Annotated in this window: 22 protein-coding genes; 9 read left to right on the forward strand and 13 right to left on the reverse strand. The window is 70.7% G+C overall.

The window, feature by feature from the left end; all coding sequences use genetic code 11:
• Window positions 1-28 precede the first annotated feature (28 nt).
• The 6 genes from H9Y04_RS39435 to H9Y04_RS39460 form a co-directional block, all read right to left on the reverse strand.
• Window positions 29-2,512, reverse strand: a complete 2,484-nt coding sequence (locus H9Y04_RS39435; protein ID WP_214662088.1) for a zinc ribbon domain-containing protein — start codon at window positions 2,510-2,512, stop codon at window positions 29-31.
• A gap of 115 nt (window positions 2,513-2,627) precedes the next feature.
• Window positions 2,628-3,569 (reverse strand): glutaminase, encoded by a 942-nt coding sequence (locus H9Y04_RS39440; RefSeq protein WP_187819044.1) that lies wholly within the window; start codon window positions 3,567-3,569, stop codon window positions 2,628-2,630.
• A gap of 20 nt (window positions 3,570-3,589) precedes the next feature.
• Complete coding sequence (locus H9Y04_RS39445) at window positions 3,590-4,285, reverse strand: demethylmenaquinone methyltransferase (RefSeq protein WP_187819045.1); 696 nt, start codon at window positions 4,283-4,285, stop codon at window positions 3,590-3,592.
• A gap of 117 nt (window positions 4,286-4,402) precedes the next feature.
• On the reverse strand, window positions 4,403-4,993 hold the full coding sequence (locus H9Y04_RS39450) for an imidazolonepropionase-like domain-containing protein (protein WP_187819046.1): 591 nt from the start codon (window positions 4,991-4,993) through the stop codon (window positions 4,403-4,405).
• A 7-nt stretch (window positions 4,994-5,000) separates the two neighbouring features.
• Window positions 5,001-6,200, reverse strand: a complete 1,200-nt coding sequence (gene mqnC, locus H9Y04_RS39455) for a cyclic dehypoxanthinyl futalosine synthase (protein ID WP_187819047.1) — start codon at window positions 6,198-6,200, stop codon at window positions 5,001-5,003.
• 108 nt (window positions 6,201-6,308) lie between these two features.
• Window positions 6,309-7,979, reverse strand: coding sequence for a serine/threonine-protein kinase (locus tag H9Y04_RS39460; RefSeq protein ID WP_187819048.1), 1,671 nt, complete (start codon window positions 7,977-7,979; stop codon window positions 6,309-6,311).
• 206 nt (window positions 7,980-8,185) lie between these two features.
• Between H9Y04_RS39460 and H9Y04_RS39465 the strand changes: the two genes are divergently transcribed.
• Window positions 8,186-9,199 (forward strand): alpha/beta hydrolase, encoded by a 1,014-nt coding sequence (locus tag H9Y04_RS39465; RefSeq protein WP_187819049.1) that lies wholly within the window; start codon window positions 8,186-8,188, stop codon window positions 9,197-9,199.
• A 7-nt stretch (window positions 9,200-9,206) separates the two neighbouring features.
• On the opposite strand, the gene H9Y04_RS39470 is transcribed toward H9Y04_RS39465, so the two are convergent.
• Window positions 9,207-10,079 carry a menaquinone biosynthetic enzyme MqnA/MqnD family protein gene (locus tag H9Y04_RS39470; RefSeq protein ID WP_187819050.1) on the reverse strand — a complete coding sequence of 291 codons (873 nt, stop codon included), beginning with the start codon at window positions 10,077-10,079 and terminating at the stop codon, window positions 9,207-9,209.
• Window positions 10,080-10,419: 340 nt separating this feature from the next.
• On the opposite strand from H9Y04_RS39470, the gene H9Y04_RS39475 reads away from it, so the two are divergent.
• Entirely contained in the window at window positions 10,420-10,623 is a 204-nt protein-coding gene (locus H9Y04_RS39475; protein WP_052580872.1) for a cold-shock protein, read from the forward strand.
• 162 nt (window positions 10,624-10,785) lie between these two features.
• On the opposite strand, the gene H9Y04_RS39480 is transcribed toward H9Y04_RS39475, so the two are convergent.
• Window positions 10,786-11,205: a hypothetical protein gene (locus H9Y04_RS39480; RefSeq protein WP_187819051.1), complete on the reverse strand. Its 420-nt coding sequence runs from the start codon at window positions 11,203-11,205 to the stop codon at window positions 10,786-10,788.
• A gap of 207 nt (window positions 11,206-11,412) precedes the next feature.
• Between H9Y04_RS39480 and H9Y04_RS39485 the strand changes: the two genes are divergently transcribed.
• Window positions 11,413-12,201 (forward strand): thioredoxin domain-containing protein, encoded by a 789-nt coding sequence (locus H9Y04_RS39485; protein WP_187819052.1) that lies wholly within the window; start codon window positions 11,413-11,415, stop codon window positions 12,199-12,201.
• 36 nt (window positions 12,202-12,237) lie between these two features.
• Window positions 12,238-12,930, forward strand: a complete 693-nt coding sequence (locus tag H9Y04_RS39490; RefSeq protein ID WP_187819053.1) for a trypsin-like serine peptidase — start codon at window positions 12,238-12,240, stop codon at window positions 12,928-12,930.
• Between the two features lie 30 nt (window positions 12,931-12,960).
• Here the strand turns inward: H9Y04_RS39490 and H9Y04_RS39495 are convergent, their stop codons facing one another.
• Window positions 12,961-14,721 (reverse strand): AMP-dependent synthetase/ligase, encoded by a 1,761-nt coding sequence (locus H9Y04_RS39495; protein WP_187819054.1) that lies wholly within the window; start codon window positions 14,719-14,721, stop codon window positions 12,961-12,963.
• Between the two features lie 115 nt (window positions 14,722-14,836).
• Here H9Y04_RS39495 and H9Y04_RS39500 point away from each other — a divergent pair, with 115 nt between their 5' ends.
• Window positions 14,837-15,886, forward strand: a complete 1,050-nt coding sequence (locus H9Y04_RS39500) for an AraC family transcriptional regulator (RefSeq protein WP_187819055.1) — start codon at window positions 14,837-14,839, stop codon at window positions 15,884-15,886.
• 85 nt (window positions 15,887-15,971) lie between these two features.
• Window positions 15,972-17,135: a lipase family protein gene (locus H9Y04_RS39505; protein WP_187819056.1), complete on the forward strand. Its 1,164-nt coding sequence runs from the start codon at window positions 15,972-15,974 to the stop codon at window positions 17,133-17,135.
• A gap of 140 nt (window positions 17,136-17,275) precedes the next feature.
• Here the strand turns inward: H9Y04_RS39505 and H9Y04_RS39510 are convergent, their stop codons facing one another.
• Entirely contained in the window at window positions 17,276-18,865 is a 1,590-nt protein-coding gene (locus H9Y04_RS39510; RefSeq protein WP_236072008.1) for an alpha/beta hydrolase, read from the reverse strand.
• Between the two features lie 201 nt (window positions 18,866-19,066).
• On the opposite strand from H9Y04_RS39510, the gene H9Y04_RS39515 reads away from it, so the two are divergent.
• Window positions 19,067-19,909: a MaoC family dehydratase gene (locus tag H9Y04_RS39515; RefSeq protein ID WP_187819057.1), complete on the forward strand. Its 843-nt coding sequence runs from the start codon at window positions 19,067-19,069 to the stop codon at window positions 19,907-19,909.
• A gap of 42 nt (window positions 19,910-19,951) precedes the next feature.
• On the opposite strand, the gene H9Y04_RS39520 is transcribed toward H9Y04_RS39515, so the two are convergent.
• A complete protein-coding gene (locus H9Y04_RS39520; RefSeq protein WP_187819058.1) occupies window positions 19,952-20,569 on the reverse strand; it encodes a TetR/AcrR family transcriptional regulator in 618 nt (205 codons plus the stop codon).
• Between the two features lie 189 nt (window positions 20,570-20,758).
• Entirely contained in the window at window positions 20,759-21,289 is a 531-nt protein-coding gene (locus tag H9Y04_RS39525) for a GNAT family N-acetyltransferase (RefSeq protein WP_438818209.1), read from the reverse strand.
• 199 nt (window positions 21,290-21,488) lie between these two features.
• Here H9Y04_RS39525 and H9Y04_RS39530 point away from each other — a divergent pair, with 199 nt between their 5' ends.
• Together H9Y04_RS39530 and H9Y04_RS48010 are read left to right on the forward strand one after the other, a co-directional pair.
• Entirely contained in the window at window positions 21,489-21,653 is a 165-nt protein-coding gene (locus H9Y04_RS39530; protein WP_187819060.1) for a DUF5993 family protein, read from the forward strand.
• Window position 21,654: 1 nt separating this feature from the next.
• Window positions 21,655-22,296 (forward strand): disulfide bond formation protein B, encoded by a 642-nt coding sequence (locus H9Y04_RS48010; protein WP_187819061.1) that lies wholly within the window; start codon window positions 21,655-21,657, stop codon window positions 22,294-22,296.
• A 485-nt stretch (window positions 22,297-22,781) separates the two neighbouring features.
• On the opposite strand, the gene H9Y04_RS39540 is transcribed toward H9Y04_RS48010, so the two are convergent.
• A complete protein-coding gene (locus H9Y04_RS39540; RefSeq protein ID WP_187819062.1) occupies window positions 22,782-24,107 on the reverse strand; it encodes a dicarboxylate/amino acid:cation symporter in 1,326 nt (441 codons plus the stop codon).
• Window positions 24,108-24,143 lie beyond the last annotated feature (36 nt).

The following is a 24,143-nucleotide window of genomic DNA, read 5'->3' on the forward strand; positions in this document are numbered from 1 at the left end:
CCGGATGCCGGATGCCGGATGCCAGACATCAGCCCGTCAGCCGCCAAGTGGCGAGCGCCTCCTCGAAGATCTCGCGGCCGCTGGGCTCCCAGCTCTCCTCGTAGTCCGTGAAGTAGATGGCGTACTCCGTGCCGTCCTCGGCCACATAGCCCTGGTCGATCGCGTGCACGGTCCGGCCGGTCTCCTCCTCGGTGTACGTGTACTCCCAGACCGCGCCCGGCCGGCCCTGGAAGGTGTTCTCCTCCAGACGGATCCGCTGGTAGTCCGGATTCTTCTGCGACTTCTGCTCGATCGTCCGGAAGTTCTCGTACGAGGAGACGGGGGCGTCCGGGACGACGCCGATCAGGAAGTGGCCGAAGCCGGTCGAACCCGCGTACGTGATCTGCCCGTTCTCCTCGCTCACCCGGTCCCAGACGTCAGGGACGGCGAAGGAGAAGCCGGCGGAGTCGGTGACGATCCGGGAGTCGGTGCCGGCCGTGGCGTCGGATCCGGCCGTGGGGTCGGTGGACGGGTCGGACGCGGTGCTGTCCGACGGCGAGGGCTCGGCCGTGGACGGTTCGGATGCGGTCGACTCCGCGCCGGGGGACGCGGAGGCCGAGGGCTTGGCGTCCTTGGGGGCGGGGTCGTCGCCGTCGTCCTGGAGCAGCAGGAAACCGGCCGTGGCACCGGCGCCGAGCACGAGGGCGGCGGTGAGGGTGACGATCCAGACGGCGGCGCGCGGGCGTTGCGGGGGCGGCCCCGCGGCGGGGGCCGTGGCGGTCGGCGCGTATGCGTGGCTGTACAAGGCTTCGGGGGCGGGCGGCTGCGCGCCCTCCGTCACGTCCTGCGCGGAAGCCGCGCTTCCCAGCATTCCCAGGTCGTACACCGGCTGGGCGCCGGGAGCCTCCGGGGTGTGGGGGGCGGCAGGCGCGCCGGGCATGCCCACACCCGGCGGGGCGTAGCCCGGTGCCGGCGGTGCGTAAGGCGCGGGCGGCAGGCTTCCGTTGCCCGTCATCCGCAGGACGTACGGGCCGAGGAAGGTGGCCGCGGAGAGCCAGAGCAGCCCGAAGAGCAGCAGCTCGGGAATGCTCGGACCGGCCTCGAAGCTGCCCTCGCCGCCGAGCTCGGCGAGCTCGCCGGCCGAGCCCTCGACGGCAAGCCCGGACGCGGCGGCCACGATGAGCAGCAGGGCGAAGAACAGCCCGGCCGCCAGGGGCTGTTCACCCCGGTTGGCGTGCCGGCGGGCGGCGAGCACGCCGACCACCAGGGCGCACACCGCACCGAGGGCGAGGCCGCCGACCATCGCCCAGTCGTTGGTCAGATCGGCGAGATCGGACAGCCCGACCGACTCCGATTCCGTACGGTCGCCGCTGAACTCGGAGTTGCGGCTCGCGGTGAACTCCAGCGAGCCGCCCCACCCGACGGCGAGCGCCGCGGCGCCCAGGTTGGGCAGGAAGGCGAGCAGGACGAGCAGGCCCTCCTTCTCCATGTCGTCCTGGGCGGCGAGGCAGAGATAGGCGACGAGGGCGCTCAGGGCGAGCACAACGGCCAGTGCGCGTACGGCGGTTGCTCCCGCCCGTACGCACGCGTGGACTCCCGGACGTACCGCGAGCCAACCCGCCAGGTCGTCCCGGTGCAGCAGGGCGAGGGCCGTCACGAGCGTGAGGCCCAGTGCGCCGAGCGCGGAGAGCACCGGGGCGGACGACACCTCGACGTCCTCGACGGTGGGCTGCGCGAACAGCGCGAGCACCAGGACGGCGACGCCCGCGACGACCGCGATCCGTACGGCCGCTTCGAGTCCGGCGGTACGCGAGAGCGCGGGCGCCGCGGCCTGGCGGGCGCGCAGCATCCGGACGCCGATGAGCAGCGCCACGATCCACAGCACGGTGAACGTCAGCGGGACCATCGAGAGCGTCGCGGTGCCCGACTCGGCGGAACTGCCGTCCAGGAAGCCTGAACTCTCCGAGCCGCCGAAGGGGTTGGAGTCGTCGCCGGACGGGCCCTGCGCCTCGAACCCGCCGCCGAGACCTTGCAGAAGCATGGCCGTGATGAGCCGGAAGCGGTCGGTGAAGGAGACGGGCGCCTCGCCCTCCTCCTGTCCGTACGAGGGAATCGCGAGGCCTGCCGCGGCGATCAGGAGCAGCCCGACCGGCCACAGCGCGGCCTGCGCGGACGCGGCCCAGCCGCCGCGGAACGCCCGTCCGAGGAAGGCGCCCAGGGGAGACGCGCCCGCGGGGGCGTACGTGGGGCCGTACCCGGGCGGGGGCGGCCCGCCCGGTGCGGCCGGATGGCCGGGGCCGCCGCCCGCACCGAAGCCGGGCTGCGCGCCCGGCCCTGTACCGAAGCCGGGACCGAAGCCGGGCGGCGGCGGAGCACTCGGCGGTGCGGGCTGGACGGGCTGAGAGGGCGGGGCTTGGGGCGCGTCCGAGGGCGCCTCCCCTCGCGCCCGCCCGCACTTCATGCAGAAGCGGGCCTCCTCCAGGAAGGCGGTGCCGCAGGCGGGGCAAGGCCATTGTGGCCACTGAGACGACAAGCCGGGCTCCTGGCGTCAGATCCGGGGACGGGAGCGGTGTTCCGCATCCCTACGGACTCAGCCTGCCCCTCCCGCGGTTCCCGTCAACTCCCTTTGCCCCGGAGCCTCTTGGACCTCAGAAGACCGAAAGGCCGGTGAGCGTGGTGAAGCGGTCGAGCGCCGCGACCCCCGCCACCGAGTTCCCGCGCTCGTCGAGCCCCGGGCTCCACACGCAGACCGTGCACCGCCCCGGCACGACCGCGACGATGCCGCCGCCCACACCGCTCTTGCCGGGCAGCCCGACCCGGTACGCGAAGTCGCCTGCGGCGTCGTACGTCCCGCAGGTCATCATCACCGCGTTGACCTGCTTGGCCTCACTGCGCGAAAGCAGCCGCGAGCCATCGGCGCGCACCCCGTGCCGGGCCAGGAAGCCGATGGCCAGGGCGAGATCTGCGCAGTTCATCTCGATCGAGCACTGGCGGAAGTAGTGGTCGAGGAGCGGCGGGATCGGCTGACGGATGTGACCGTACGAGGCGATGAAGTGGGCGAGGGCCGCGTTGCGGTCGCCGTGCGCCGCTTCCGACGCGGCGACTTCGAGGTCGAAGCCGAGCTCCGGGTTGCCGCTCTCGGCCTGCAGGAAGGCGAGGAGATCGGCGCTCGCGTCGCCGGTCAGGGTCTGCAGCCGGTCGGTGACGACGAGGGCGCCCGCGTTGATGAACGGATTGCGCGGGATGCCGTGCTCGTACTCCAGCTGCACAAGGGAGTTGAACGGGTTGCCCGAGGGCTCGCGGCCCACGTGCTCCCACAGGCCCGTGCCCTCGTGCGCGAGGACGAGGGCGAGCGCGAAGACCTTGGTGATCGACTGCGTGGAGAACGGCGTCCGCCACTCCCCCACCCCACAGACGCCGCCGTCCAGATCCGCGACGGCCATGCCGAAGCGGTCCGGGTCCACGCAGGCGAGCGCGGGGATGTAGTCGGCGGAGCGGCCGCGGCCGGGCTTGGCGGCGACCTCGGCGGCGATCTCCTCGAGTACGGGCAGGTAGTGCTCGGCGCCCGGCGCCGTGTGGTCGTACGGCATCGGCTCGTTCCCTTGCCCGCTCAGACCGTCTTGAAGCCCCGGTGCAGGGCCACGATGCCGCCGGAGAGGTTGCGCCAGGCCACCTTCGACCAGCCGGCGTCCTGCAGCTTCGCGGCGAGCGCGGGCTGGTTCGGCCAGTCGCGGATGGACTCGGCGAGATAGACGTACGCGTCGGGGTTGGAGGACACGGCGCGCGCGACGGGCGGCAGGGCGCGCATCAGGTACTCGGTGTAGACGGTGCGGAACGGGGCCCAAGTGGGGTGGCTGAACTCGCAGATGACCACGCGGCCGCCGGGCTTGGTGACGCGGTACAGCTCGCGCAGGGCCCGGTCGGTCTCCTGCACGTTGCGCAGTCCGAAGGAGATGGTCACGGCGTCGAAGGTGTCGTCCTTGAACGGCAGCTTCGTGGCATCGCCCGCGGTGAACGGCAGATGCGGGTGCTTGCGCTTGCCGACCCGGAGCATGCCGAGCGAGAAGTCGCAGGGCACGACGTACGCGCCGGTCTGCGCGAAGGGCAGGCTCGAGGTCGCGGTGCCGGCCGCGAGGTCGAGCACCTTCTGCGCGGGCCGCGCGTCCACCGCCTGCGCGACGGCCTTGCGCCACACCCGGTCCTGACCGAGGGAGAGCACGTCGTTGGTGAGGTCGTACTTCTCCGCGACGTCGTCGAACATCGAGGCGACTTCGTGCGGCTGCTTGTCCAAGGATGCGCGGGTCACTTGGTCATTGTCGCAGGGGTGGGCCGGGCGGGCGGGCGTGGGGGCGGGTGCGTGGCGGTGCGTCCTCAGGTGCGGGCCGTTGCGCCTGCGGGGCCAAAGGGGCTGAGTGGGGCCGGGTTACCGCCCCCGGTACAGCAAGCGGCCGGCGATGACCGTGGCCACACACGTCGAGGCGCCGAGGCGGACCAAGTCCTCGCGGGACGGGACGTCGAAGACGGCGAAGCGGGCCGGGCCGCCGACCGTGAGCTGGGGCAGGAGGACCAGGGGGCGCGGGGTGAGGGACACCGGGCCCGGCATCTTCTGCGGGCGGTTGCCGAAGGCCAGGCCGGCCCCGCGTACCGCGTCGATCGCGGCCTTGGACTTGAGTTCGCCCGCGATCGCCACCGTGCCGTGCGCGAGGAGGCGCTGGACGCCGCGGCGTGCGCTCGGGCCGAGGCGGGCGGGCTCGGCGCGGAAGATCTCGCGTGCGCGCTGACCGCCGATCGGCACGGTGCCGTACGTCCCGGCCTCGCGCGGGTCCGGGTGGTACGTCGACTCCAGGATCTCCGGACCGTACGGGTTGAGGAGCCCCGGCGTGAGGATGCCGGGCCAGCGGCGAACCCGCGCGGACGGGTGCGCCCCGGCCAGTTCGTCGAACGACCCCAGGGCCGCGACCGTGTCGCCGTCGACGAGGACCGAGCCGTCGTCCGTGGCGTGAAGTGTCAGCAAAGCGCGCTCAGTTGGCCGAGAGCAGCTTGAGCTCGGGGTGAGCCGTGCCGCCCTCGATCGCCGTGGACGAGATGTGCGAGGCCACGCGGTGGTCCACCGGGTCGTTCGCCGGGTCGTCGTGCACGACGAGGTGCTCGTAGGTGGTGGAGCGCTGGGCCGGCACACGGTCAGCGGTGCGGATCATCTCGATGATCTCGTGGAGGTTCGAGCGGTGCTTGGCACCGGCCGAGGACACCACGTTCTCCTCCAGCATCACGGAGCCGAGGTCGTCCGCGCCGTAGTGCAGGGTCAGCTGGCCGACCTCCTTGCCCGTGGTGAGCCAGGAGCCCTGGATGTGCGCGACGTTGTCGAGGAAGAGCCGGGCGATCGCGATCATCCGCAGGTACTCGAAGAGCGTGGCCTGCGTCTGGCCGCGCAGCTTGTTGTTCTGCGGCTGGTACGTGTACGGGATGAAGGCGCGGAAGCCGCCGGTGCGGTCCTGCACGTCGCGGATCATCCGCAGGTGCTCGATCCGCTCGGCGTTGGTCTCGCCGGTGCCCATGAGCATGGTCGAGGTGGACTCGACACCCAGGTTGTGGGCGATCTCCATGATCTCGAGCCAGCGCTCGCCCGACTCCTTGAGCGGGGCGATCGCCTTGCGGGGACGCTCCGGAAGCAGCTCGGCGCCGGCGCCCGCGAAGGAGTCGAGGCCCGCGGCGTGGATCCGGCGGATGGCCTCCTCGGCCGAGACCCCCGAGATCCGGGCCATGTGCTCGACCTCGGACGCGCCGAGGGAGTGGATGACCAGCTGCGGGTAGGCCATCTTGATCGCCGAGAAGTGCTCCTCGTAGTACTCGACGCCGAAGTCCGGGTGGTGCCCGCCCTGGAACATGATCTGCGTGCCGCCGAGCTCCACGGTCTCCGCGCAGCGGCGCAGGATGTCGTCGAGGTCGCGGGTCCAGCCCTTGGCGGTGTCCTTGGGCGGCGCGTAGAAGGCGCAGAACTTGCAGGCCGTCACGCAGACGTTGGTGTAGTTGATGTTCCGCTCGATGATGTACGTCGCGATGTGCTCCGTACCGGCGTAGCGGCGGCGGCGTACGGCGTCGGCGGCCGCGCCGAGCGCGTGCAGCGGCGCGTGCCGGTAGAGGTCGAGTGCCTCTTCGGGGGTGATCCGCCCACCCTCGGCGGCGCGGTCGAGAATCGACTGGAGTGCGGTCTTCTCGGTCACCGGCTGGTCCCTTTCGGACGTGGAGGACGGACCGATCCAGCGTACGCCAGGGGGCTCGGCACCTTTCCGGGGGCCGGGCCCCGGCCCGCCGGCCGCCGGGAGGCGCGCCTAGCCGACCTTCGACAGGCGCGCGCTGGGGTCGCCGCCGTCCGGGTTCTCGGACGAGTACTGCAGATCGTCACCGACCGGTGTCAGCCGCACGATGTGGTCGTTCTTCGTGCAGCGCGCGTCCTTCTTGTTCTTCGCCTTGCCGACGGCGATCAGCTCTTTGTCCGTGACGGACTGGAGGATCAGGATGTCGGTGCAGGTGCTCGCGCCGAGTTCGTCGGTCATGCTCGCGGTGCCCAGCTGCTTGCCGACGTCCGCCTGCTTCACCTTCACCTCGACCGTGCCCGCGGGCAGCAGCCCGCCGAGCGCCTGCGCCTTGCCCTGCCAGGTGCCGAGGTAGCGCTCGGGGATCTCGCTGAGCGCGCCGTCCGGCGTGGAGGGTTCCGCGCTCGGGGACGAGGACTGCGTGGCCGCGGGCGGCCGTGAGCTCTGCTTGCCGCCCGCGCCGCCGTCGTTGTCGCCGTTGTTGTCCGGCAGCATGTTGAAGACGAGCACCGAGCCCAGGGTGACCGCCGCGACCGCGCTCGCGACCGCGAGCGCCAGGGTGCAACTGACCTTGCGCCCGCGCCCGTTGTCCCCCTGCGTGGTCGCCGCCGACACCGAGACGGAGAGCTTGCCGGGCGGCGGCGCCGTCTCGGCCGCGGCCGGCTGCCGGTCCGCGGGCTCCTCGGACGCGTGCACGGCCGGGGCCCCGTACGTGGGGTCCGGCGGCCCGAACACCCCCGGCTTGCTGAACGGCACCGGGCCCGAGGCCTCCGGCGCAGGCGAGGGCTCCAGGTCGAGCAGGCGTACGGCGCTCCGGCTGACCTGCTCCACCAGCGGCCCCGGCAGCCAGCCCGCGGCCACGAGACCGGCCGCGCCGCCGGGCGCGAGCCGCCGGGCGACCTCGGCCGGTGCCGGGCGGGCCGAGGGCTCCTTGGCCAGGCAGTCGAGGATCACCTCGCGCAAGTCGCCGCCGGGCAGGGCGACTTCGGGTTCGGTGTGCACGACCTGGTAGAGCAGCGCGGCCGACGAGTCCCCGGTGAAGGGTGCGCTGCCGGTCGCCGCGTATGCGAGGACCGCGCCGAGCGAGAAGACGTCCGAGGCGCCGGTGACGCCCTTGCCGAGGATCTGCTCGGGCGCCATGTAGCCGGGCGAGCCGATCGAGACGCCGGTGGAGGTGAGGGAGGCCGTGCCGTCCGTGGCGCGGGCGATCCCGAAGTCGATCAGGCGCGGGCCGTCCAGCGCGAGCAACACGTTGGACGGCTTGACGTCCCGGTGGACCAGGCCGAGCGCGTGCACGGCCGCGAGCGCCTCGCCGAGGCCGGCGCCGAGCACCCGTACGGAATGGTCCGGCAGCACACGCAGCGCCCCGCGCTCGCCGACCGCTTCCGACAGCGAGGGCCCGGCGACGTACCCGGTCGCCACCCAGGGGACGGAAGCGTCCGCGTCCGCGTCGAGCACCGGGGCGGTCCAGGCGGCGCCGACCCTGCGGGCGGCCTCGACCTCGCGGCGGAAGCGGGCGCGGAACTCCTCGTCGAGCGCGAAGTGCGGATGCACGACCTTGACCGCCACGGTCCGCCCGCCGGCGCTGCGGCCCAGATAGACCCGCCCCATCCCGCCCGCGCCGAGCCGCCCGAGCAGCCGGTACGGGCCGATGGTCGTGGGTTCGCCCGCTTCGAGCGGCTGCATGGTGTCGGCCTCCCCCGCAATTCGCCGGCTCCCCCGGAAGCCGCCGGCCTTCGCTACCAGCAGCGTAGGCCCGAACGGGGCGGGCGCAGTGGCCCGGATCACCTTCCGCCCCAGGCAACCACATACATCCCTTTTGCCTCTTAATGCCCGGAATCCAGACCCGAACCACCGCCTCGCGGTGCCCCTCAGCCTGCCGGAGAAGACCCATGAAGCGCCTCAAGCGTCCGTACATCACGGCGGTGATCACCACCCTCGCCATCGCCGCCGCCCTCGTCGCCGTACTGCGGCCGGACGGCAAGAAGGACGAGGTCAGCTTCGGCGGTACGGGGACCACCCAGCAGGCGAAGGCCAATCCGGCCTCCGACGTGCAGCTGCCGACGAACCCGCGCGACTGGGAGACCCAGCGCACGCTCGCCGACGGCACCACGATCGGTGTCACGACCCTGCACGGCGAGAAGTCCGGCTTCACCGGCAAGGTCTGGGTGTGGGCGCCCAAGGAGTACAAGGACCCGAAGTACGCGAACAGCGCGTTCCCCGTGCTGATCGCGCTGCCCGGCTCGTACGGCTTCCCCAACAACTACTGGTGGGGCAAGGACTTCTCGCTCCAGGAGAAGATCGAGCAGGCCGCGGCCGAGGGGAAGAGCAAGCCGTACATCATCGTGATGCCCGTGCAGAACCCCAACCGGGACAACTACTACGACGGCGCCGACATCCCCGGCCAGCCGAAGATGGGCACCTGGATGTCCGAGGACGTGCCGAACCTCGTGAAGGAGAACTTCCGCACCTTCAAGTCCCCCAGCGGCTGGGGCTTCTTCGGCTCCTCCTCCGGCGGCTACATCGGCATCAAGATGGCCCTGCAGCACCCGGACAAGTTCAGTTTCGCGATCGCCGGCGGCCCGGACACCTTCCCCGACTCCCCGCTCTGGAAGGGCCACGAGCAGGAGAAGCAGGCCAACAACCCCGAGCAGCTGGCCGCCGACCTGATCAAGCAGGGCGGGCCCACCAAGGTGCGCATCACGATGCTGATGGGCGACAAGGAGCCCGCGAAGGACCTGCAGCGGATCAAGGGGTTCATCGCCGCGTACAACAAGGGCCCGATCGCCATCGACCTGCACATGATCCCGAACGCCGGGCACGACGGCTACAAGTACGGAGCCGCCCTCTTCCAGGGCCCCCTGGAGAAGATCAGCAAGTACGTGCCGGGGCCCACGGCGGGCTAGGCCCCCCTCAACCCTTGAGCAGTTCCACCCGTACGTCCGCCGCGAAGCCCGTCGTCGGGCCGACTCGGCGGGCGAACTCGGTGACGCCCGCCAGCTGGTCGGGTCCGAAGCGGAAGTCGAGCGTCGTGAAGTACCGCTCGAGCACCCCGGCGTCGAAGCTCTCCCAGCGCGCCGCCTGCTCGGCCACCTTGGCGACCTCTTCGAGGGAGACGTCGCGCGAGGCGAGGAAGGCCTCGTGCACCTGGCGTACGACATGGGGCTCGCGCTCCAGGTAGTCGCGCCGGGCCGCCCAGACCGCGAAGACGAAGGGGAGCCCGGTCCACTCCTTCCACATCGCGCCCAGGTCGTGCACCTGCAGTCCGAGCCGCGGCGCGTCGTGCAGGTTGGCGCGCAGCGCCGCGTCCCCGATCAGGACGGCCGCCTCGGCCTCCTGCATCATCACGCCGAGGTCCGGCGGGCAGGTGTAGTAGTCCGGGCTCACTCCGATGTGCTCGGCGAGCAGGAGCTGCGCCAGGCGTACGGAGGTGCGCGAGGTGGAGCCGAGCGCCACGCGCGCCCCGTCGAGCCGGTCGAGGGGCAGCTGCGAGACGATCACGCAGGACATGACCGGGCCGTCGCAGCCCACCGCGATGTCGGGCAGGGCGACCAGCCGGTCGGCGTTCTTCAGGAACTCCACGAGGGTGATCGGACCGATGTCCAGATCGCCGCGTACGAGCTGCTCACTCAGCTTCTCCGGGGTGTCCTTGGTGAGCTCGAGGTCGAGCAGGGTGCCGGTCCTGGCAAGGCCCCAGTACAGCGGCAGACAGTTCAGGAACTGGATGTGACCGACTCGTGGCCGGTTGCGACGGGATGCGGCGGCGGGGTGTGCGCTCGTGTCCACGGGAGAATTGTCCACATCGCGAGGCTAGACCTGGCGGCCCGCGGCACGGACGCCGGGGGAGGCGGTGACCTCCCCGGTTGCCCGTATTCATCCGATTCGTCACAGTTTCGTCAACACGCATGAGGCGCCTGTCAAACGTACGAGTGACGTGATCTTGCCCTCTATCGCTTCCCACAGACTGCGTGCTACGCTCGGCGCAAGTTGCAGTTTGGTTTCCCTTGCAGTACAGAGCCTGCGGAGCATGTAACCGCGGGCTCTCGTCGTTTTCAGACTTTTGCAGTAGTGGTGACACTCGCGGGTTCTGGGAGCAGGGACACCCTTTGGCCCATAGGAGGGCTTTATGGCTACCGGAACCGTGAAGTGGTTCAACGCTGAAAAGGGCTTCGGCTTCATCGCCCAGGAAGGCGGCGGCCCGGATGTCTTCGTCCACTACTCCGCGATCAACGCGTCCGGCTTCCGCTCCCTCGAGGAGAACCAGGCCGTGAACTTCGACGTCACGCAGGGCCCGAAGGGTCCGCAGGCGGAGAACGTCACCCCGATCTAATTCGGGCGACATTCGCTTGATCCCGTCCGGCCTGCTCTGGCCGGACAACGGATTGCAGTACCCAAGGAGCCCCCTCCCCGCCTCGGCGGGGATGCGGGGCTCCTGCCTTTTCCCGGGCTTCCTCTTCAGGCGCTCGGGCCGGCTCTTCGATACGAGCCCGGCCTACCTCTTCCGTACGGGCAGGATCAGCAGTGCGTACGCGAGCTGGCCGGCGGCCAGGGCGAGCGGCACGGCGGGCTCCATCGTCCAGAACGCGGCGGCGACCGGCGCAAGCGCCACCAGGAGCAGCACGGCCGCGGCGGTCCGCAGGGCCCAGGGAGCCAGGGCGCCGCGGCAGGCGCCGACCAGAGCGAGCACCACGGCCGACGGCAGGCCGACATAGATCGTGGCGAGCATCAGCACGAGCACGAGATCGCCGAGTATCGGCAGGTCCCCGGAAACGGTCGCGTAGACGACCCCGTACAGCACGATCCCGGCCACGAACAGCAGCCCGTGCCGCAGCACGCTCAGCCCGGTCCAGCGCGCCCACGGCCCCAGGGCGCCGAGCGGCACCCGGTCCTGTGCGGTCTCGGCTGTGGTCATGAAACCCCCCGTTCCCCACGGCAGTCCCCACTGCCGTGCCGTCAGCGTATGCCTCCCGTGCGCACCTCGCGAAAAGGGGACGACCGGACCTGTGCGGCAGGGCTTTGGGCCCTGCGGGCAGAGCGTTCCCGCTGCTTACGGTGAACGCGTACTGCATCACGCGACAGCGCGTCCACGCGTCGCACGACCAGGGAGCCTGCACACGCAATGAGCGGCAGCAAGAAGGAACAGCGGGCGGCTCGGGAGCGGCTGCGGGCCGAGCGGGAGGCCGCCGCGCGCAAGGCGAAGGTGCGCGGGCGGATCCTGGTCGCCGGGGCGATCGTCTCCTCGCTCGCGCTGGCCGGCGGTGTCGCCTGGTACGTCACCCAGCCCACCGCGGACGCCGCGGCGTCCGAGGGTCCGCTGGTCACGCCGGCGCACACCAGCGAGGACGGCCTCGTCGTGCCCTACGGAAAGGCCGACAGCAAGCACGTCCTGACCGTCTGGGTCGACCCGCGCTGCCCGTACTGCGCGGGCGCCGAGGTCGGTCTCGGCAAGACGATGAAGCAGCAGGCCGATGAGGGCAAGTACCGGATCGAGTACCACTTCGCGACGTTCCTCGACGGCTCGCTCGGCGGCAAGGGGTCCAAGCGGGCCGTGAACGCACTCGGTGCGGCCGCGAACGAGAGCCCCGAGAAGTTCATGGAATACCTCGGAGTGCTGTACGCGAACCACCCCGAGAAGGAGACGGACGACAAGTTCGGCTCGACCGCGACGCTGCTCGAACTCGCGGACCAGGTGGAGGGCCTGCGGACCCCCGCATTCAACAAGGCGGTCAAGGAACTCACGTATATGCCGTGGGTCGAAAAGGTCTCGCAGCAGTTCTACGAGCAGAACATCAACGGGACGCCGACGGTCCTGATCGACGGGAAAAAGATCCGGGTAAACTCGGGTAAGGGCATTGAGTCCATTTCGCCCGAGCGGTTCACCGAGCTCGTGGACGAGTACATCAAGTAGCTCTCGAGCGAGGAGTGCGTCATCCGGCGGCGATGGGTGTGGAAGCTTCGGGCGCTCGCCTCTGTGGCCGCGCTCGTGAGCATCGTCGCGGTCTCCGACGCCCGGGACCCGGCCGAGCCCGATCCGGATATCCCGTCGTATGTCGGCGCACTCTTCAGCAATGATCTCGACGGCGGTCATTTCTGCACCGCGTCGGTCGTGCACAGCAAGGGCCGCAATCTCATCGCGACCGCCGCGCACTGTCTCGGTGACGCGGACGGAAAGGTGTTCGCGCCCGGATACCACGACGGCCAGGCACCTTATGGGACCTGGACCATCGAGCGGATCCACGAGGACGAGTCCTGGCTGGACGACGAGGACGAGGACGCCGACATCGCGTTCGCGACACTGGCGCCCCGTGACGGCAAGGAGATCGAGGACGTCACCGGCGCGAACACCCTCGACACCGACGGGTTCTCCGGCGAGCAGGTGACCGTCACCGGTTATCCCAGCGATCTCGACCAACCGCTGACCTGCACGGTCGAGGCCACCGAGGCGTCGAGCACCCAACAGCGCGTGGACTGCCCCGACTTCACCACCGGCACCAGCGGCAGCCCCTGGGTGACCGGGGACGGCCGGCTCGTGGGCGTGCTCGGCGGCTACGAGGCCGGCGGGGACACCGACGACGTCTCGTACAGCGTCGTGCTCGGTGAGCTGACGGCCCGGCTGTATGAGGACGCCACCCGCTAGGGACTTACGTGCAGAGCGCGTCGATCTCCGCTACGGGTAGAGCGCGTCGATCTCCGCCGCGTACCGCTCGATGACCGCCTTGCGGCGGACCTTCATGCTCGGCGTGAGCAGCCCGCCCTCGACGTCGAAGTCCTCGTCCAGGAGCGCGAAGGCGCGGATGCGGGCGGGCCGGGCCAGTTGTGCGTTGGCGGTCTCGACGGCCTGCTCGATCAGGGCGTGCACCTGCGGGTCCTTGAGCGAGGTCAGCGTGACGCCTGTGCGGGCGGCCCAGCCGCGCACCTCCTCCTCGTCCAGGGTGATCAGGGCGACCGGGTACGGGCGGTGGTCGCCGACCATCACCGCGCGCGAGACGAACCGCGACTCCTGGAGGGCGAACTCGGTGAGCGAGGGCGTGAGGTTCTTGCCGCCGGAGGTGATGATCAGGTCCTTCTTGCGGCCGGTGATGTAGAGATAGCCGTCCTCGTCGAGGCGGCCGAGGTCTCCGGTGTGCAGCCAGCCTTCGCCGTCGAGCGCCTCGGCGGTCGAGGCCGGGTCGGCGTGGTAGCCGGGGAAGACGTGGGGGCCGCGGGTGAGCACCTCGCCGTCCTCGGCGATCCGCACCTCGCAGCCGGGCATGGGGCGGCCCACGGAGCCGTAGCGGCAGGCGGCCGGGTGGTTGAGCGAGATCACACCGCCGGACTCGGTCATGCCGTAGCCCTCGAAGAGCGAGATCCCGCAGGCGCGCAGGAAGTTGAGCGTGGCGGGTGCGATCGGGGCCGCGCCGGTGAGGGCCCACTTGAGGCGGCCGCCGAAGGCTCCCCGTACGAGGGAGAAGAGCCTCTCGTCGGCCGACTGCCAGGCCTCGAGGAGTTCCGCGGACGGCTCCTGGCCGCGTTCGCGCAGGTCGGCGACCTCGACGCCGACGCGCAGCGCCTCCTCGAAGCGTTCCGCGCCGCCTTCCTGGGACTCGGCGAGCGAGAGCACCACCGCGTGGATCTTCTCGAACAGGCGCGGTACGGAAGGGAGATGGGTCGGCCGTGCCTCGGCCAGTTCGCCGACGATGTCCTCGATCCGGCCGCCGAAGTAGATCAGCTCCGTGCCCTTGAGCAGCGTCTTGAGCTGCACCAGCTGCGCCATCGCGTGTGCGAGCGGGAGGTAGAGATACGTGGAGTCGCCCTCGTCCTCCGGGATCAGGTCGAGGGTCGCGTCGCGTACGGCGGCGAAGTTGCCATGGGTGAGCATGCAGCCCTTGGGCGGTCCCGTGGTGCCCGAGGTGTAGATGATCGTGGCCACGTCCGCGTCGCCGCGAGCCTCCGCACGGGCGTCGAGGGCTTCGTCCGTGGCGAGGTCCGGCAGTTGGAGGAGGTCGAGGTCCTTCTCGCCGGCTTCACTCATCAGGACGATCTCGCGGACGGTGGGCAACCGGTCGCGCAGACGCTCGATCTTCGCGGCCTGTGCGGCGTTCTCGCAGACCACCACCGAGGAGCCGGAGTCGCCGAGCACCCAGACGACCTCCTCGTCCCCGGCCGTCGGGTACACCGGCACCACCACCGTGCCGGCCGCGAACGCCCCGAGATGCGCGTACGTCCACTCCGGCCGGGTCTCCGCGAGGATCGCCACGCGATCGCCGGCGCCCACGCCGAGCCCCATCAGGCCGGCGGCCACCTTCCGTACGGTGGCGCGCAGTTCGCCGTACGTGAGGGAGCGCGGTCCGTCCGCGGACTTGAAGCGCAGGGCGGGGCGTTCGCCGTAGCGCTCGCCCGCCCAGTCGGCCAACAGGGCCAGGCTCTTGGGGTGTTCGGTCTGCTGCACGACGCCTCCCGGGTCCACGGTGCGTATGAAGCTAGGGACGCTCCGCTACGAAAAGGGATGACTGGAGGCGTCAGCACCACTGACCCGGGAGCTCAGTCCCGCTACCGTCATGACCATGGCGAGGCGGACGATCACCGTGCACCAGGTGCGGGCGCTCCTGAGCGGCGTCCAGGGTCAAGGCGTCGACACCGTGCCCCTGCTGCAGCGGGCACAGATACCTCCGCTGCTGCTCGGCGACGAGCGGGCACGGGTCACACCGGCCCAGTTCGTGCGGCTCTTCCGGGAGTTGTACGAGCTGACGGGCGACGAGTTCCTCGGTCTGAGCACCGCGCCGAGCCGGCCGGGGACCTTCGCGATGATGTGCCATGCCTCGCTGGCCAGCCGCGATCTGGGCGCGGCGATCGAGCGCGGGGTGACCTTCTACGGGCTCTTCCCCGGCGGCCCTGATCTGAGCCTCACGGTCGAAGGCGGCGAGGCGGTGCTCGTCGTGCGCAATGACTTCGCGTCCGAGGAGCAGCGGTTCCTGGCGGAGTGCGTGGTGATCATCTGGCATCGGCTCTGCAGCTGGCTGATCGGGCGGCGCATCCCGCTGACCTGGGCGTCCTTCGCCTCTCCCCCGCCGCCGTACAAGGACGAGTTCCCTCAGCTCTTCGGCTGCCCGGTGCACTTCGGTGCCGCACGTACGGGCGCCGGCTTCGCCGCGCAGTACCTCGCCGCACCCCTCGTACGGGACGAGGGCGAGCTGGCGCAGATGCTGCGGCGGGCGCCGTTCGAGCTGCTCAGCCGGCGCGAGTACGCCACGACGGTCACCGAGCAGGTGCGGCGGGCGCTGGTGCGGGCGCTCGGTGACTCGCCGCGGCTTCCCGCGCTCGGCGAGATCGCCGCGCGGCTCGCGGTGAGCCCGGCGACGCTCAGGCGGCGGCTCGCGGTGGAGAGCACCTCGTACAAGGAGCTGAAGGACACCGTGCGCAGGGACGCCGCGATCGCGGGGCTCGCGGAGGGCGCCGAGCCGATCGCGGAGCTCGCGGCGCGGCTCGGGTTCTCCGAGGACACGGCCTTCCACCGGGCGTTCCGGCGGTGGACGGGGACGACTCCGGGGGCGTACCGGCTGGCCACGGCAGCTACGACGGCCACCGCTCATGAGACGCGGAGTCAGCAAAGCTGAGCTGCCCGGTCAGCCCCCAACTTACTCGCCAGTCACTACCTTCACCCCAACTGACCCATCCCCACTGGACAGTTGGGAGAGCCGCATGCGTATCCCCAGATCGCTCCTCTCGGGACTCTGCACCGCCGTCCTCGCCGTCGCGCTGCTTCCGGCCACGGCCTCCGCGGCGCCCCAGGCCGCGGAGAAACCGGGTGACGTGCTCAGCGTCGCCGACTCCTCGTTCCATCCGCTGCCGCTGCAGCCCACCAACACCAAGGCCTGGAAGATCAGTTACCGGTCCACCTCGGCGACCGGGCAGGCCAACACCGTCACGGGCACCGTGATCGTCCCCGACGACGGGAAGACCGGGCCCCGCCCGCTGATCACGTACGCCGTGGGCACCGTCGGGCTCGGCGACTCCTGCGCGCCGAGCGCGGGCTTCCCCAAGGGCACCACGATGGAGGGCAATCTGATCCAGCAGTACCTGTGGCGCGGCTGGGCCGTGGTCGTCACCGACTACGAAGGCCTCGGCACCCCGGGCGAGCACACCTACACGGCGGGCCGCTCCGCCGGGCACGCCATGCTGGACGCGGCGCGGGCCGCCCAGCGCATCCCGGCGGCCGAGGCCTCCGGGATCACCGCCAAGAGCCCGATCGGGATCGTCGGCTACTCCCAGGGCGGTCAAGCCTCCTCCTGGGCGGCCGAGTTGAAGGACTCCTACGCGCCCGAGCTGAACGTCAAGGGCACGGCGACCGGTGGCGTACCGGCGCATCTGGAGAAGCTGGTGCCGGTGCACGACGGCGGCTACGGATCGGGGCTGCTGTTCATGGCGGCGGCCGGCCAGGACGCCGCGTACCCGGAGCTGAAGCTCGACTCGTATCTCAATACGGCGGGCAAGGCGCTGATCGGGTTCTTCCGCAGCAACTGCGTGGTCATCGACTCCACGGTCGGCTCCTTCAAGCGGATCTCGGACCTGACCACGAGCAACCCGCTTGCCACGCCCGAGTGGCAGCAGCGGCTCAACGAGTCGGACCTGGGCACGCACAAGCCGGACCACCCGGTGTACCTGTACCACGCGCTCGCCGACGAGCTGATCCCGTACTCGCTCGGCACGGGGCTGCGCAAGGACTGGTGTGCGCGCGGGGCCGCCGTGGACTGGCGGACGATCGTGGTCGGTGAGCATGTGTCCGGCGTGATCACCGAGGTGACGCGGGTGCAGAACTGGCTGGCGGACCGGTTCGCCGGGAAGCCGACGTCCGGCAACTGCTGACGGTCCGGCTCACGGACGGCGGCTGACTCCCGTACGGGGGGGGACGGGAGTCGGCCGCCTCTCGTACGGGGTAGGCGGACGCCTCTCGTACGGGGTGGCCGGCCGCCTCTCGTACGGAATGCTCAGCTCGTACGGAATGCTCAGCCGCCCTCCGGTCCGCAGGAGGACCCGTCGCTCGGCAGCGACCCGTGCAGCAGGAAGTCGTTGACCTTGCCCTTGACGCACTTCGACGAGGCGTAACCCGTGTGCCCCTCGCCCTTGTTGTCGAGGACGACGGCCGAGTCGCCGAGCCGGCGGGCGGTCTCGGTCGTCCACTTGTACGGAGTGGCGGGGTCGCCACGGGTACCGACCATGAGGAACTTCGGGGTGTCGACGTCCTTGATGTCGCGGATGTAGTCGGTGCCCTTCGGGTACCCCGCGCACAGCATGACCTCGTAGAGCCGCAGCGGTCCGAAGACCGGCGAGGCCTCGGTGAAGTCGGCCTCCAGCTTCTTCAGCCGGGCCTCGTCCTCCAGGTCCGCGGCGGTGAACCGGTCCGGGTCGTCCGCGCAGTTGACCGCGACGAGGGCGGCGGTGGAGTTGTCGTAGGGGACGTCCTCCTCGTAGGAGCCGATGTCGCTGCGCGGACGCGGCCCGGTACCAGCCGTGGGCGCCAGCGTCAGAGCCCCGCTGATCCGCATCAGCGAGCGCGGATCGCCGTCGAGGACCAGGGAGAGCAGCGCCTGCGAGAGATACGGCCACATGTCGCGCTGATAGAGCGCGTGGCCGAGGGAGTTGACCAGGTCGTCCCCGGTGAAATTGCCGAAGCCGGCCGACACCGGGAACCTGTTGAGCTGTTTGACCAGCTTGACCATGTTCTCCTTGGCCTCGCGGGAGTTGGTGCCAAGGGCGCAGCCGGTGTTCCCGGCGCACCAGGTCAGGAAGTTGTCGAGCGCCGTCTGCTGGCCCTCCGCGCCCACCAGGGCCTGCTCGGTGAGCGGTTCGGTCAGGGTGTCCACACCGTCGAGCACCATCCGGCCGACCTTCTTCGGGAACTGCGCGGCATAGACGGCGCCGAGCCGCGTCCCGTACGAGAAGCCGAGATAGTTGAGTTTCTTGTCGCCGACCGCGCTGCGGATCACATCGAGATCGCGCGAGACGTTCACGGTCCCCATGTGCGCGAGCACCGGACCGGAGTGCTTGCGGCACAGCTCGTACTGCGCCTTCAGCATCTCGAACGCGAAAGCCGTCTCGTCCCCGCCGTCGCCCGGCGGCTCCAGTTCCGGCATATCCGTGCCGTCACCGCAGGTCACGGGGGCGCTGCGGCCCACTCCGCGGGGGTCGAAGCTCACCACGTCGTACGCATTGGTCAGTTCGCCGAAGACCTTCTCGCCGCCCGCGAGGCCGGGCACTCCGGGGCCGCCGGGGCCGCCGAAGTTGAGGACCACCGAGCCGCGCGGGTCCTTCACCGAGGCCTTGAAGCGGGCCATCGCGAGATTCAGCGTCTTCTTGCCCGGATCGGCGTAGTCGAGGGGCACCTTGACCGTGCCGCACTGCAGGCCCTTCGGCGCGTGGGCGAGCCCCTTGCACGCGCCCCACTTGATCTCCTGCGTGTAGAAGCCGCTCAGATCCGGCTGGCGGTCGTCCGCGGCGGACACGGCCTGGCGGTCGTCCCCGGCGGACACGGCGTGGGCGGTGCCGCTCCCCATCAGGGTCAGGGCGGCTATGGAGGCGATCATGCGCAGATGCATCGGCAGCCCTTCGGTCGGGGTGCCCCTTCGGCCACGATAGGCGGGGGGAGCTTTCCGGGCATTTCGGCCCGGAGGCGCGCCCGAGTGGGCGCAGGTGCCGATACCGCGGCATCGCCCCTGCTCAGGGCCTCGACCTGGGTCCTGACTTTCGAGTAACTTGCGCATCTGAAGATCGTTGGCCGCCGCCCCGGGAGAGCGCTGATGACCGTCGTACGACTGGGGCGCCCCCCTCACCTCGCACCCGTCCTCTTCGCGGGCGCCCTGCGTTCGCCGCTGAAGCGGCCTCGCCCCGACGCGCCCCTGCCCGAGCGTTCGATCGAGCTCGCCGAGGCCGCGGTGGATCCGGCGCGGCTCGCGGCGTACGCGGAGCTGTGCGGGTTCCCGGCGGACGGGCGGCTGCCCGTCACGTATCCGCATGTGCTGGGTTTTCCGCTCGCGATGAAGCTGATGGCGGCGCGCGACTTCCCGCTGCCGCTGCTCGGTCTGGTGCACACCTCGATCGAGATACGGCAGGAGGCGGCGCCGCTCCTGGCCGGCGACCGGCTCGAACTCTTCGTCCACGCCGAGAAGTTGGCGCCCCACCGGCGCGGCACGGAGGCGACCGTGGTGACCCGGGTGCGGTGCGCGGGGCGCGGCGACACGGTGTGGATGTCGCGGTCCACGTATCTGGCGCGGCACGGGAAACCGTCCGAGGCACCGGACCGCCCGGCGGACAACCCCCTGCCGGTACAGGCGACTTGGCGGCTCCCGGCCTCGCTCGGCCGCCGCTACGGTGCCGTGTCGGGCGACCGCAACCCCATCCATCTGCACCCGCTCACGGCGAAGGCCTTCGGCTTCCCGCGGCAGATCGCCCACGGGATGTGGACGGCGGCGCGCTGCCTGGCCCAGCAGCCCTTCACCGGCCCCGTGGACGTACGCGTGGACTTCAGGGCACCCGTACTGCTGCCGAGCACGGTCGCATACGGGGCGGACGCGGGCGCCTTCGAACTGCGCGGCGCGGACGGGCGGTTGCATGTGACCGGGAAGCTGTCACTTCGGCAGTGACCGGGGCAGCTGCTGTCACCTGGGCGGCGACCGGGGCAGCCGTTACTTAGGCGGTGACCAGGGCTTTCCCTGCATGAGGTTGGCCAGGCCCGCCCAGGAGAAGTTCATCAGGGTGGTGGCGGCCTCGCGGGCCGTCACGCCGGGGGTCGCGTTGGCCCAGACGGCGAGCGCCTCGGCCGCGCCGACCAGCGCCTCGGCGAGCGGGGCCACCTCGCCCTCGGGGAGCGTCGGATTGCCGTGCGCCTCGCGGGCGGCCTCGGCGATGAGCAGCGTCACGAAGGCGACGATCTCCTCGCGCATCACGGCCACTTCACGCGCGAACGGCTCCCCGTGCGTACGGGCCTGGCTGTGCAGCACCGACCAGCCGTCGGGGCACTCGGCGGTGTGTGTGAAGAAGGCCAGCAGTCCGGCCCACAGCTGCTGGTCGGCGGGCTCACCGGGGGTGATGCCGCCGCGCACCGCCTCGACGAGGGCGGCGGCCTCGCGCCGGATGCAGGCGCTGAACAGGTCTTCCTTGGAGTTCAGATACAGATAGACCAACGGCTTGGAGACACCGGCCAGTTCGGCGATCTCGTCCATGGAGGCGGCACGGTAGCCGCGCCTGCCGAAGGTGGCGACGGCGGCGTCCATCATCTGGCGCTCGCGCTCGGCCCGCGGCATCCGCTTTCCCCTACGGCCTCCGGCCGCCTTCTTCCCAGCGTCCGTGCCCTGCACTCCGCCCGACCTCCCCAGTCGCCCTGCCCTTGGGGGCAAGCGTACGCATGCATATGACAGGGCGGTGCCGGGGCGGGCGTTGCGGTTCGGGCGGAGACCGGGAGCCGGAGCCCGTGGGCCTTCGGCCCGGAGCTCCTACTCCCCCACCTCGTACTCCGCCCTGCTCAGCCCGTGCACCAGCGCCGTCCGGCCCGCGTCCGGCGCCACCGTCTCCTTCACCAGGCGCATGCCGAGCTTCGACATGACGCGCTGCGAGGCCTTGTTCTCCGGCTGGGCGATGCTCAGGATCTGGTTCAGGCCGCGATCCCGGAACCCGAAACGCAGCGCCGCACGCGCGGCCTCCGTCGCGTACCCCTTGCCCCAGTACTCACGCCCGAGCCGCCAGCCGATCTCGACGGCCGGCAGCACCTCCGGCAGGAAGTGCGGCACCGAGAGCCCGGTGAAGCCCGCGACCCGGCCCGTCGCCCTGACCTCGACCGCGAAGAGCCCGAAGCCCTCGTGCTCCCACTCCCGCTCCCACGCCTCGATCCCGGCCCGGGTCCGCTCCTCGTCGCGCACCGAGCCGTCGCCGATCCAGCGCATCACCTCGGGGTCGGCGTTGACGACGGCCATCGCGGCCACGTCCTCGGCGCGCCAGCGCCGCAGCACCAGCCGCTCGGTCTCGATCCTCTGCACCACATGCTCCCTTCGCACCCTCCATCCTCGGGGAGCGGACCGGCCCGCGACCAGACCCCTTGGGCGCCGCACGACCGGGCCGTACGCCCTCTCGTCCCCAGGCCCGAAGGGCTCCGCGCGGGTGACCGCACCGGGGCGCCGACGGCCGGATCACCCATCTCGCGGGCCCGCGCGCCTACCGTCCGCGCCCATGGACACCCTCATCTTCGGCGGCCTGCTCGCCGCCCTGGTGGTCCTGTACCAGGACCGCCCAAGGAAGCTCCTCCTCACCGTCTGGTGGGTCGTGCTGTTCGCCACCGTCGCGCTGCTCGCGCACCACATCACCAGCAGCCTCAAGCTCGGGCTGAGCTACTGACGTGGCGACGACGACCCCGACTCCGGCCGCGTCCGCGGAAACCTCGCGCCCGCTCGGCAAGCTCCAGTTCTGGTTCGCCTGCTTCTTCGCCGCCGGCTGGACCGGCGTCGTCTGCGGCGGGCTCGGCGTGCAGTTCATCAGCTGGGACTACCCGTGCCCGCTGTGCATGGTCCAGCGGATGTTCATGCTGCTCGCGGCGCTCGGCGCGGGCTGGATCGTCCGCCGGGGCATGACCGGGACCATCACCGGCCGCGACTACATGATGGGCTGGGGCATGGCGCTCGTCGCCGTCATGGCGGGCGGCTTCGCGTCCTGGCGGCAGACGATGCTGCACATCCTGCCCGGCGACAAGGGATACGGAAGTCCCGTGCTCGGCCTGCACATGTACGTCTGGGCCTGGATCCTCTTCATGGCCTCGGTGGTGGCCGTCGGCATCGTCCTGACCTTCGCCCACCTCACGACGGACACCGCGCTCCCCTCCTCACCGCTCTACCGCAGGGCGGGCCTCGCGGTCCTCGGCTTCGTCGGCCTGGTCATCACGGTGAACCTGGTCGCGGTCTTCTTCCTGGAGGGCTTCCACTGGTTCCTGCCGGACGACCCGAACCGCTACCGGTTCTTCCACGACGTCGGTATCACCGACTAGCGGTGTCACGGGCGGGACGCGCGCCCCGGGCCAGTCGAAGAAGGACCCCGTCCTGCGCCTCTCGTAGGAGTTCTCGGCTCGCGCCGGCCACGCGTCCACGTCCGCGGCCATCGAGGGGAACCGCTCCTTGAGCGGTTCCGCGAGGGCGGCGAGCTCCTCCCAGGAGTCGGCCAGATACGTCTCGTTCTCCAGGCCGATCGCCACGGCCACGCGGAACGGGTCGTCCGCCTCCAGCCACCGCTTGCCCATCTCGATGATCTGCCGGCCCGACTCGACCTCGATGATCCATGCCATCGGCAGGAGCTGTTCGGCGACGTACCCGGGAGTGACGTTGGGAGCGCGGTGCTCGACGAGAAACTCCATGACTTCCTCGACTGTCATGGGCCACACGTCAGAGCCGGCCAGGGGCATCAGCGGAGCCCTGTACGCAGAGGTGCCCGCACCCCCGAGCCGGGGGTGCGGGCACCTTCACGCTGTGCCGGGGATCAGGCGGCGGCGGGCACCGCGCGCTGGTCCTCGAAGGGCTCGTCGACCGGGGACGCGGTGGCCGAGTTGTAGGCCTCCTTGTCCAGGATGCCCTCGCGGGCCGCGACGATCACCGGGACCACGGACTGGCCGGCCACGTTGGTGGCGGTGCGCATCATGTCCAGGATCGGGTCGATGGCCAGGAGCAGGCCCACGCCCTCCATCGGGAGACCCAGGGTGGAGAGGGTCAGGGTGAGCATGACCGTCGCGCCGGTCAGACCCGCGGTGGCCGCGGAGCCGATGACCGAGACGAAGACGATCAGCAGGTACTCCTTGATGCCGAGCTGCACGTCGAAGATGTGCGCGACGAAGATCGCGGCGATCGACGGGTAGATCGCGGCGCAGCCGTCCATCTTGGTCGTGGCGCCGAACGGCACGGCGAAGGAGGTGTAGTCCTTCGGGACGCCGAGACGCTCGGTGACCTTCTGCGTCAGCGGCATGGTGCCGACCGAGGAGCGGGAGACGAAGGCCAGCTGGATCGCGGGCCAGGCGCCCTTGAAGAACTGCAGCGGGTTGACCTTGGCGACGGTCGCCAGGAGCAGCGGGTAGACGCCGAACAGCACCAGGGCGCAACCGATGTAAATGTCCGCGGTGAACGTCGCGTACTTGCTGATCAGGTCCCAGCCGTACGTGGCGATCGCGGTGCCGATGAGGCCGACGGTGCCGATCGGGGAGAGCTTGATGACCCACCAAAGGGCCTTCTGCAGAAGCTCCAGGACCGACTCGCTGAGGGTGAGGATCGGCTGGGCCTTCTCGCCGATCTTCAGGATGGCGATACCGGCGACGGCGGCCATGAAGACGATCTGCAGCACGTTCAGCTCGGTGAACGGCGTGATGATGTCGGTCGGGATGATGCCCGTCAGGAAGTCGAGCCAGGAGCCGGTGTGCTCCGGCTTGGCGCCGTCCTTCGGGGAGAGGCCGGTGCCGGCGCCCGGGTTGGTGAGCAGGCCGATGACGAGGCCGATGGTGACCGCGATCAGCGACGTGATCATGAACCAGAGCAGCGTGCGCGAGGCGAGCCGCGCGGCGTTGTTGACCTTCCGCAGGTTGGTGATCGACACCAGGATCGCGAAGAACACCAGCGGGGCGACGGCCAGCTTGAGCAGCTGGACGAAGATGTCGCCGATCTGCGTGAGCGTGGTGGTCAGCCACTCGACCTCGCCGTTGCGGGCGATGGCACCGAGGCCGACACCGACGACGAGACCGATGAGGATCTGCGCCCAGAAGGGCAGGGGTATGCGGAAGCCGGTGGACTTCTGCGGGGAGTCCTTGACAGTCGAGGACACGGGGGCACTCCGTTGAGATTCGTGCGCGGGCGTGGG

The sequence above is a fragment of the Streptomyces polyasparticus genome (assembly GCF_014493765.1).
GTDB lineage: Bacteria > Actinomycetota > Actinomycetes > Streptomycetales > Streptomycetaceae > Streptomyces > Streptomyces polyasparticus.

Bases quoted from the DNA above. Each gene is read 5' to 3' on its own strand.
- H9Y04_RS39475 (WP_052580872.1), top strand. From the start codon at position 10,420: ATGGCTACCGGAACCGTGAAGTGGTTCAACGCTGAAAAGGGCTTCGGC.
- H9Y04_RS39505 (WP_187819056.1), top strand. From the start codon at position 15,972: ATGCGTATCCCCAGATCGCTCCTCTCGGGACTCTGCACCGCCGTCCTC.
- H9Y04_RS39440 (WP_187819044.1), bottom strand. From the start codon at position 3,569: ATGCCGTACGACCACACGGCGCCGGGCGCCGAGCACTACCTGCCCGTA.
- H9Y04_RS39515 (WP_187819057.1), top strand. From the start codon at position 19,067: ATGACCGTCGTACGACTGGGGCGCCCCCCTCACCTCGCACCCGTCCTC.
- H9Y04_RS39530 (WP_187819060.1), top strand. From the start codon at position 21,489: ATGGACACCCTCATCTTCGGCGGCCTGCTCGCCGCCCTGGTGGTCCTG.
- H9Y04_RS39485 (WP_187819052.1), top strand. From the start codon at position 11,413: ATGAGCGGCAGCAAGAAGGAACAGCGGGCGGCTCGGGAGCGGCTGCGG.
- H9Y04_RS39460 (WP_187819048.1), bottom strand. From the start codon at position 7,979: ATGCAGCCGCTCGAAGCGGGCGAACCCACGACCATCGGCCCGTACCGG.
- H9Y04_RS39500 (WP_187819055.1), top strand. From the start codon at position 14,837: ATGGCGAGGCGGACGATCACCGTGCACCAGGTGCGGGCGCTCCTGAGC.
- H9Y04_RS39520 (WP_187819058.1), bottom strand. From the start codon at position 20,569: ATGCCGCGGGCCGAGCGCGAGCGCCAGATGATGGACGCCGCCGTCGCC.
- H9Y04_RS39480 (WP_187819051.1), bottom strand. From the start codon at position 11,205: ATGACCACAGCCGAGACCGCACAGGACCGGGTGCCGCTCGGCGCCCTG.
- H9Y04_RS39510 (WP_236072008.1), bottom strand. From the start codon at position 18,865: ATGCATCTGCGCATGATCGCCTCCATAGCCGCCCTGACCCTGATGGGG.
- H9Y04_RS39465 (WP_187819049.1), top strand. From the start codon at position 8,186: ATGAAGCGCCTCAAGCGTCCGTACATCACGGCGGTGATCACCACCCTC.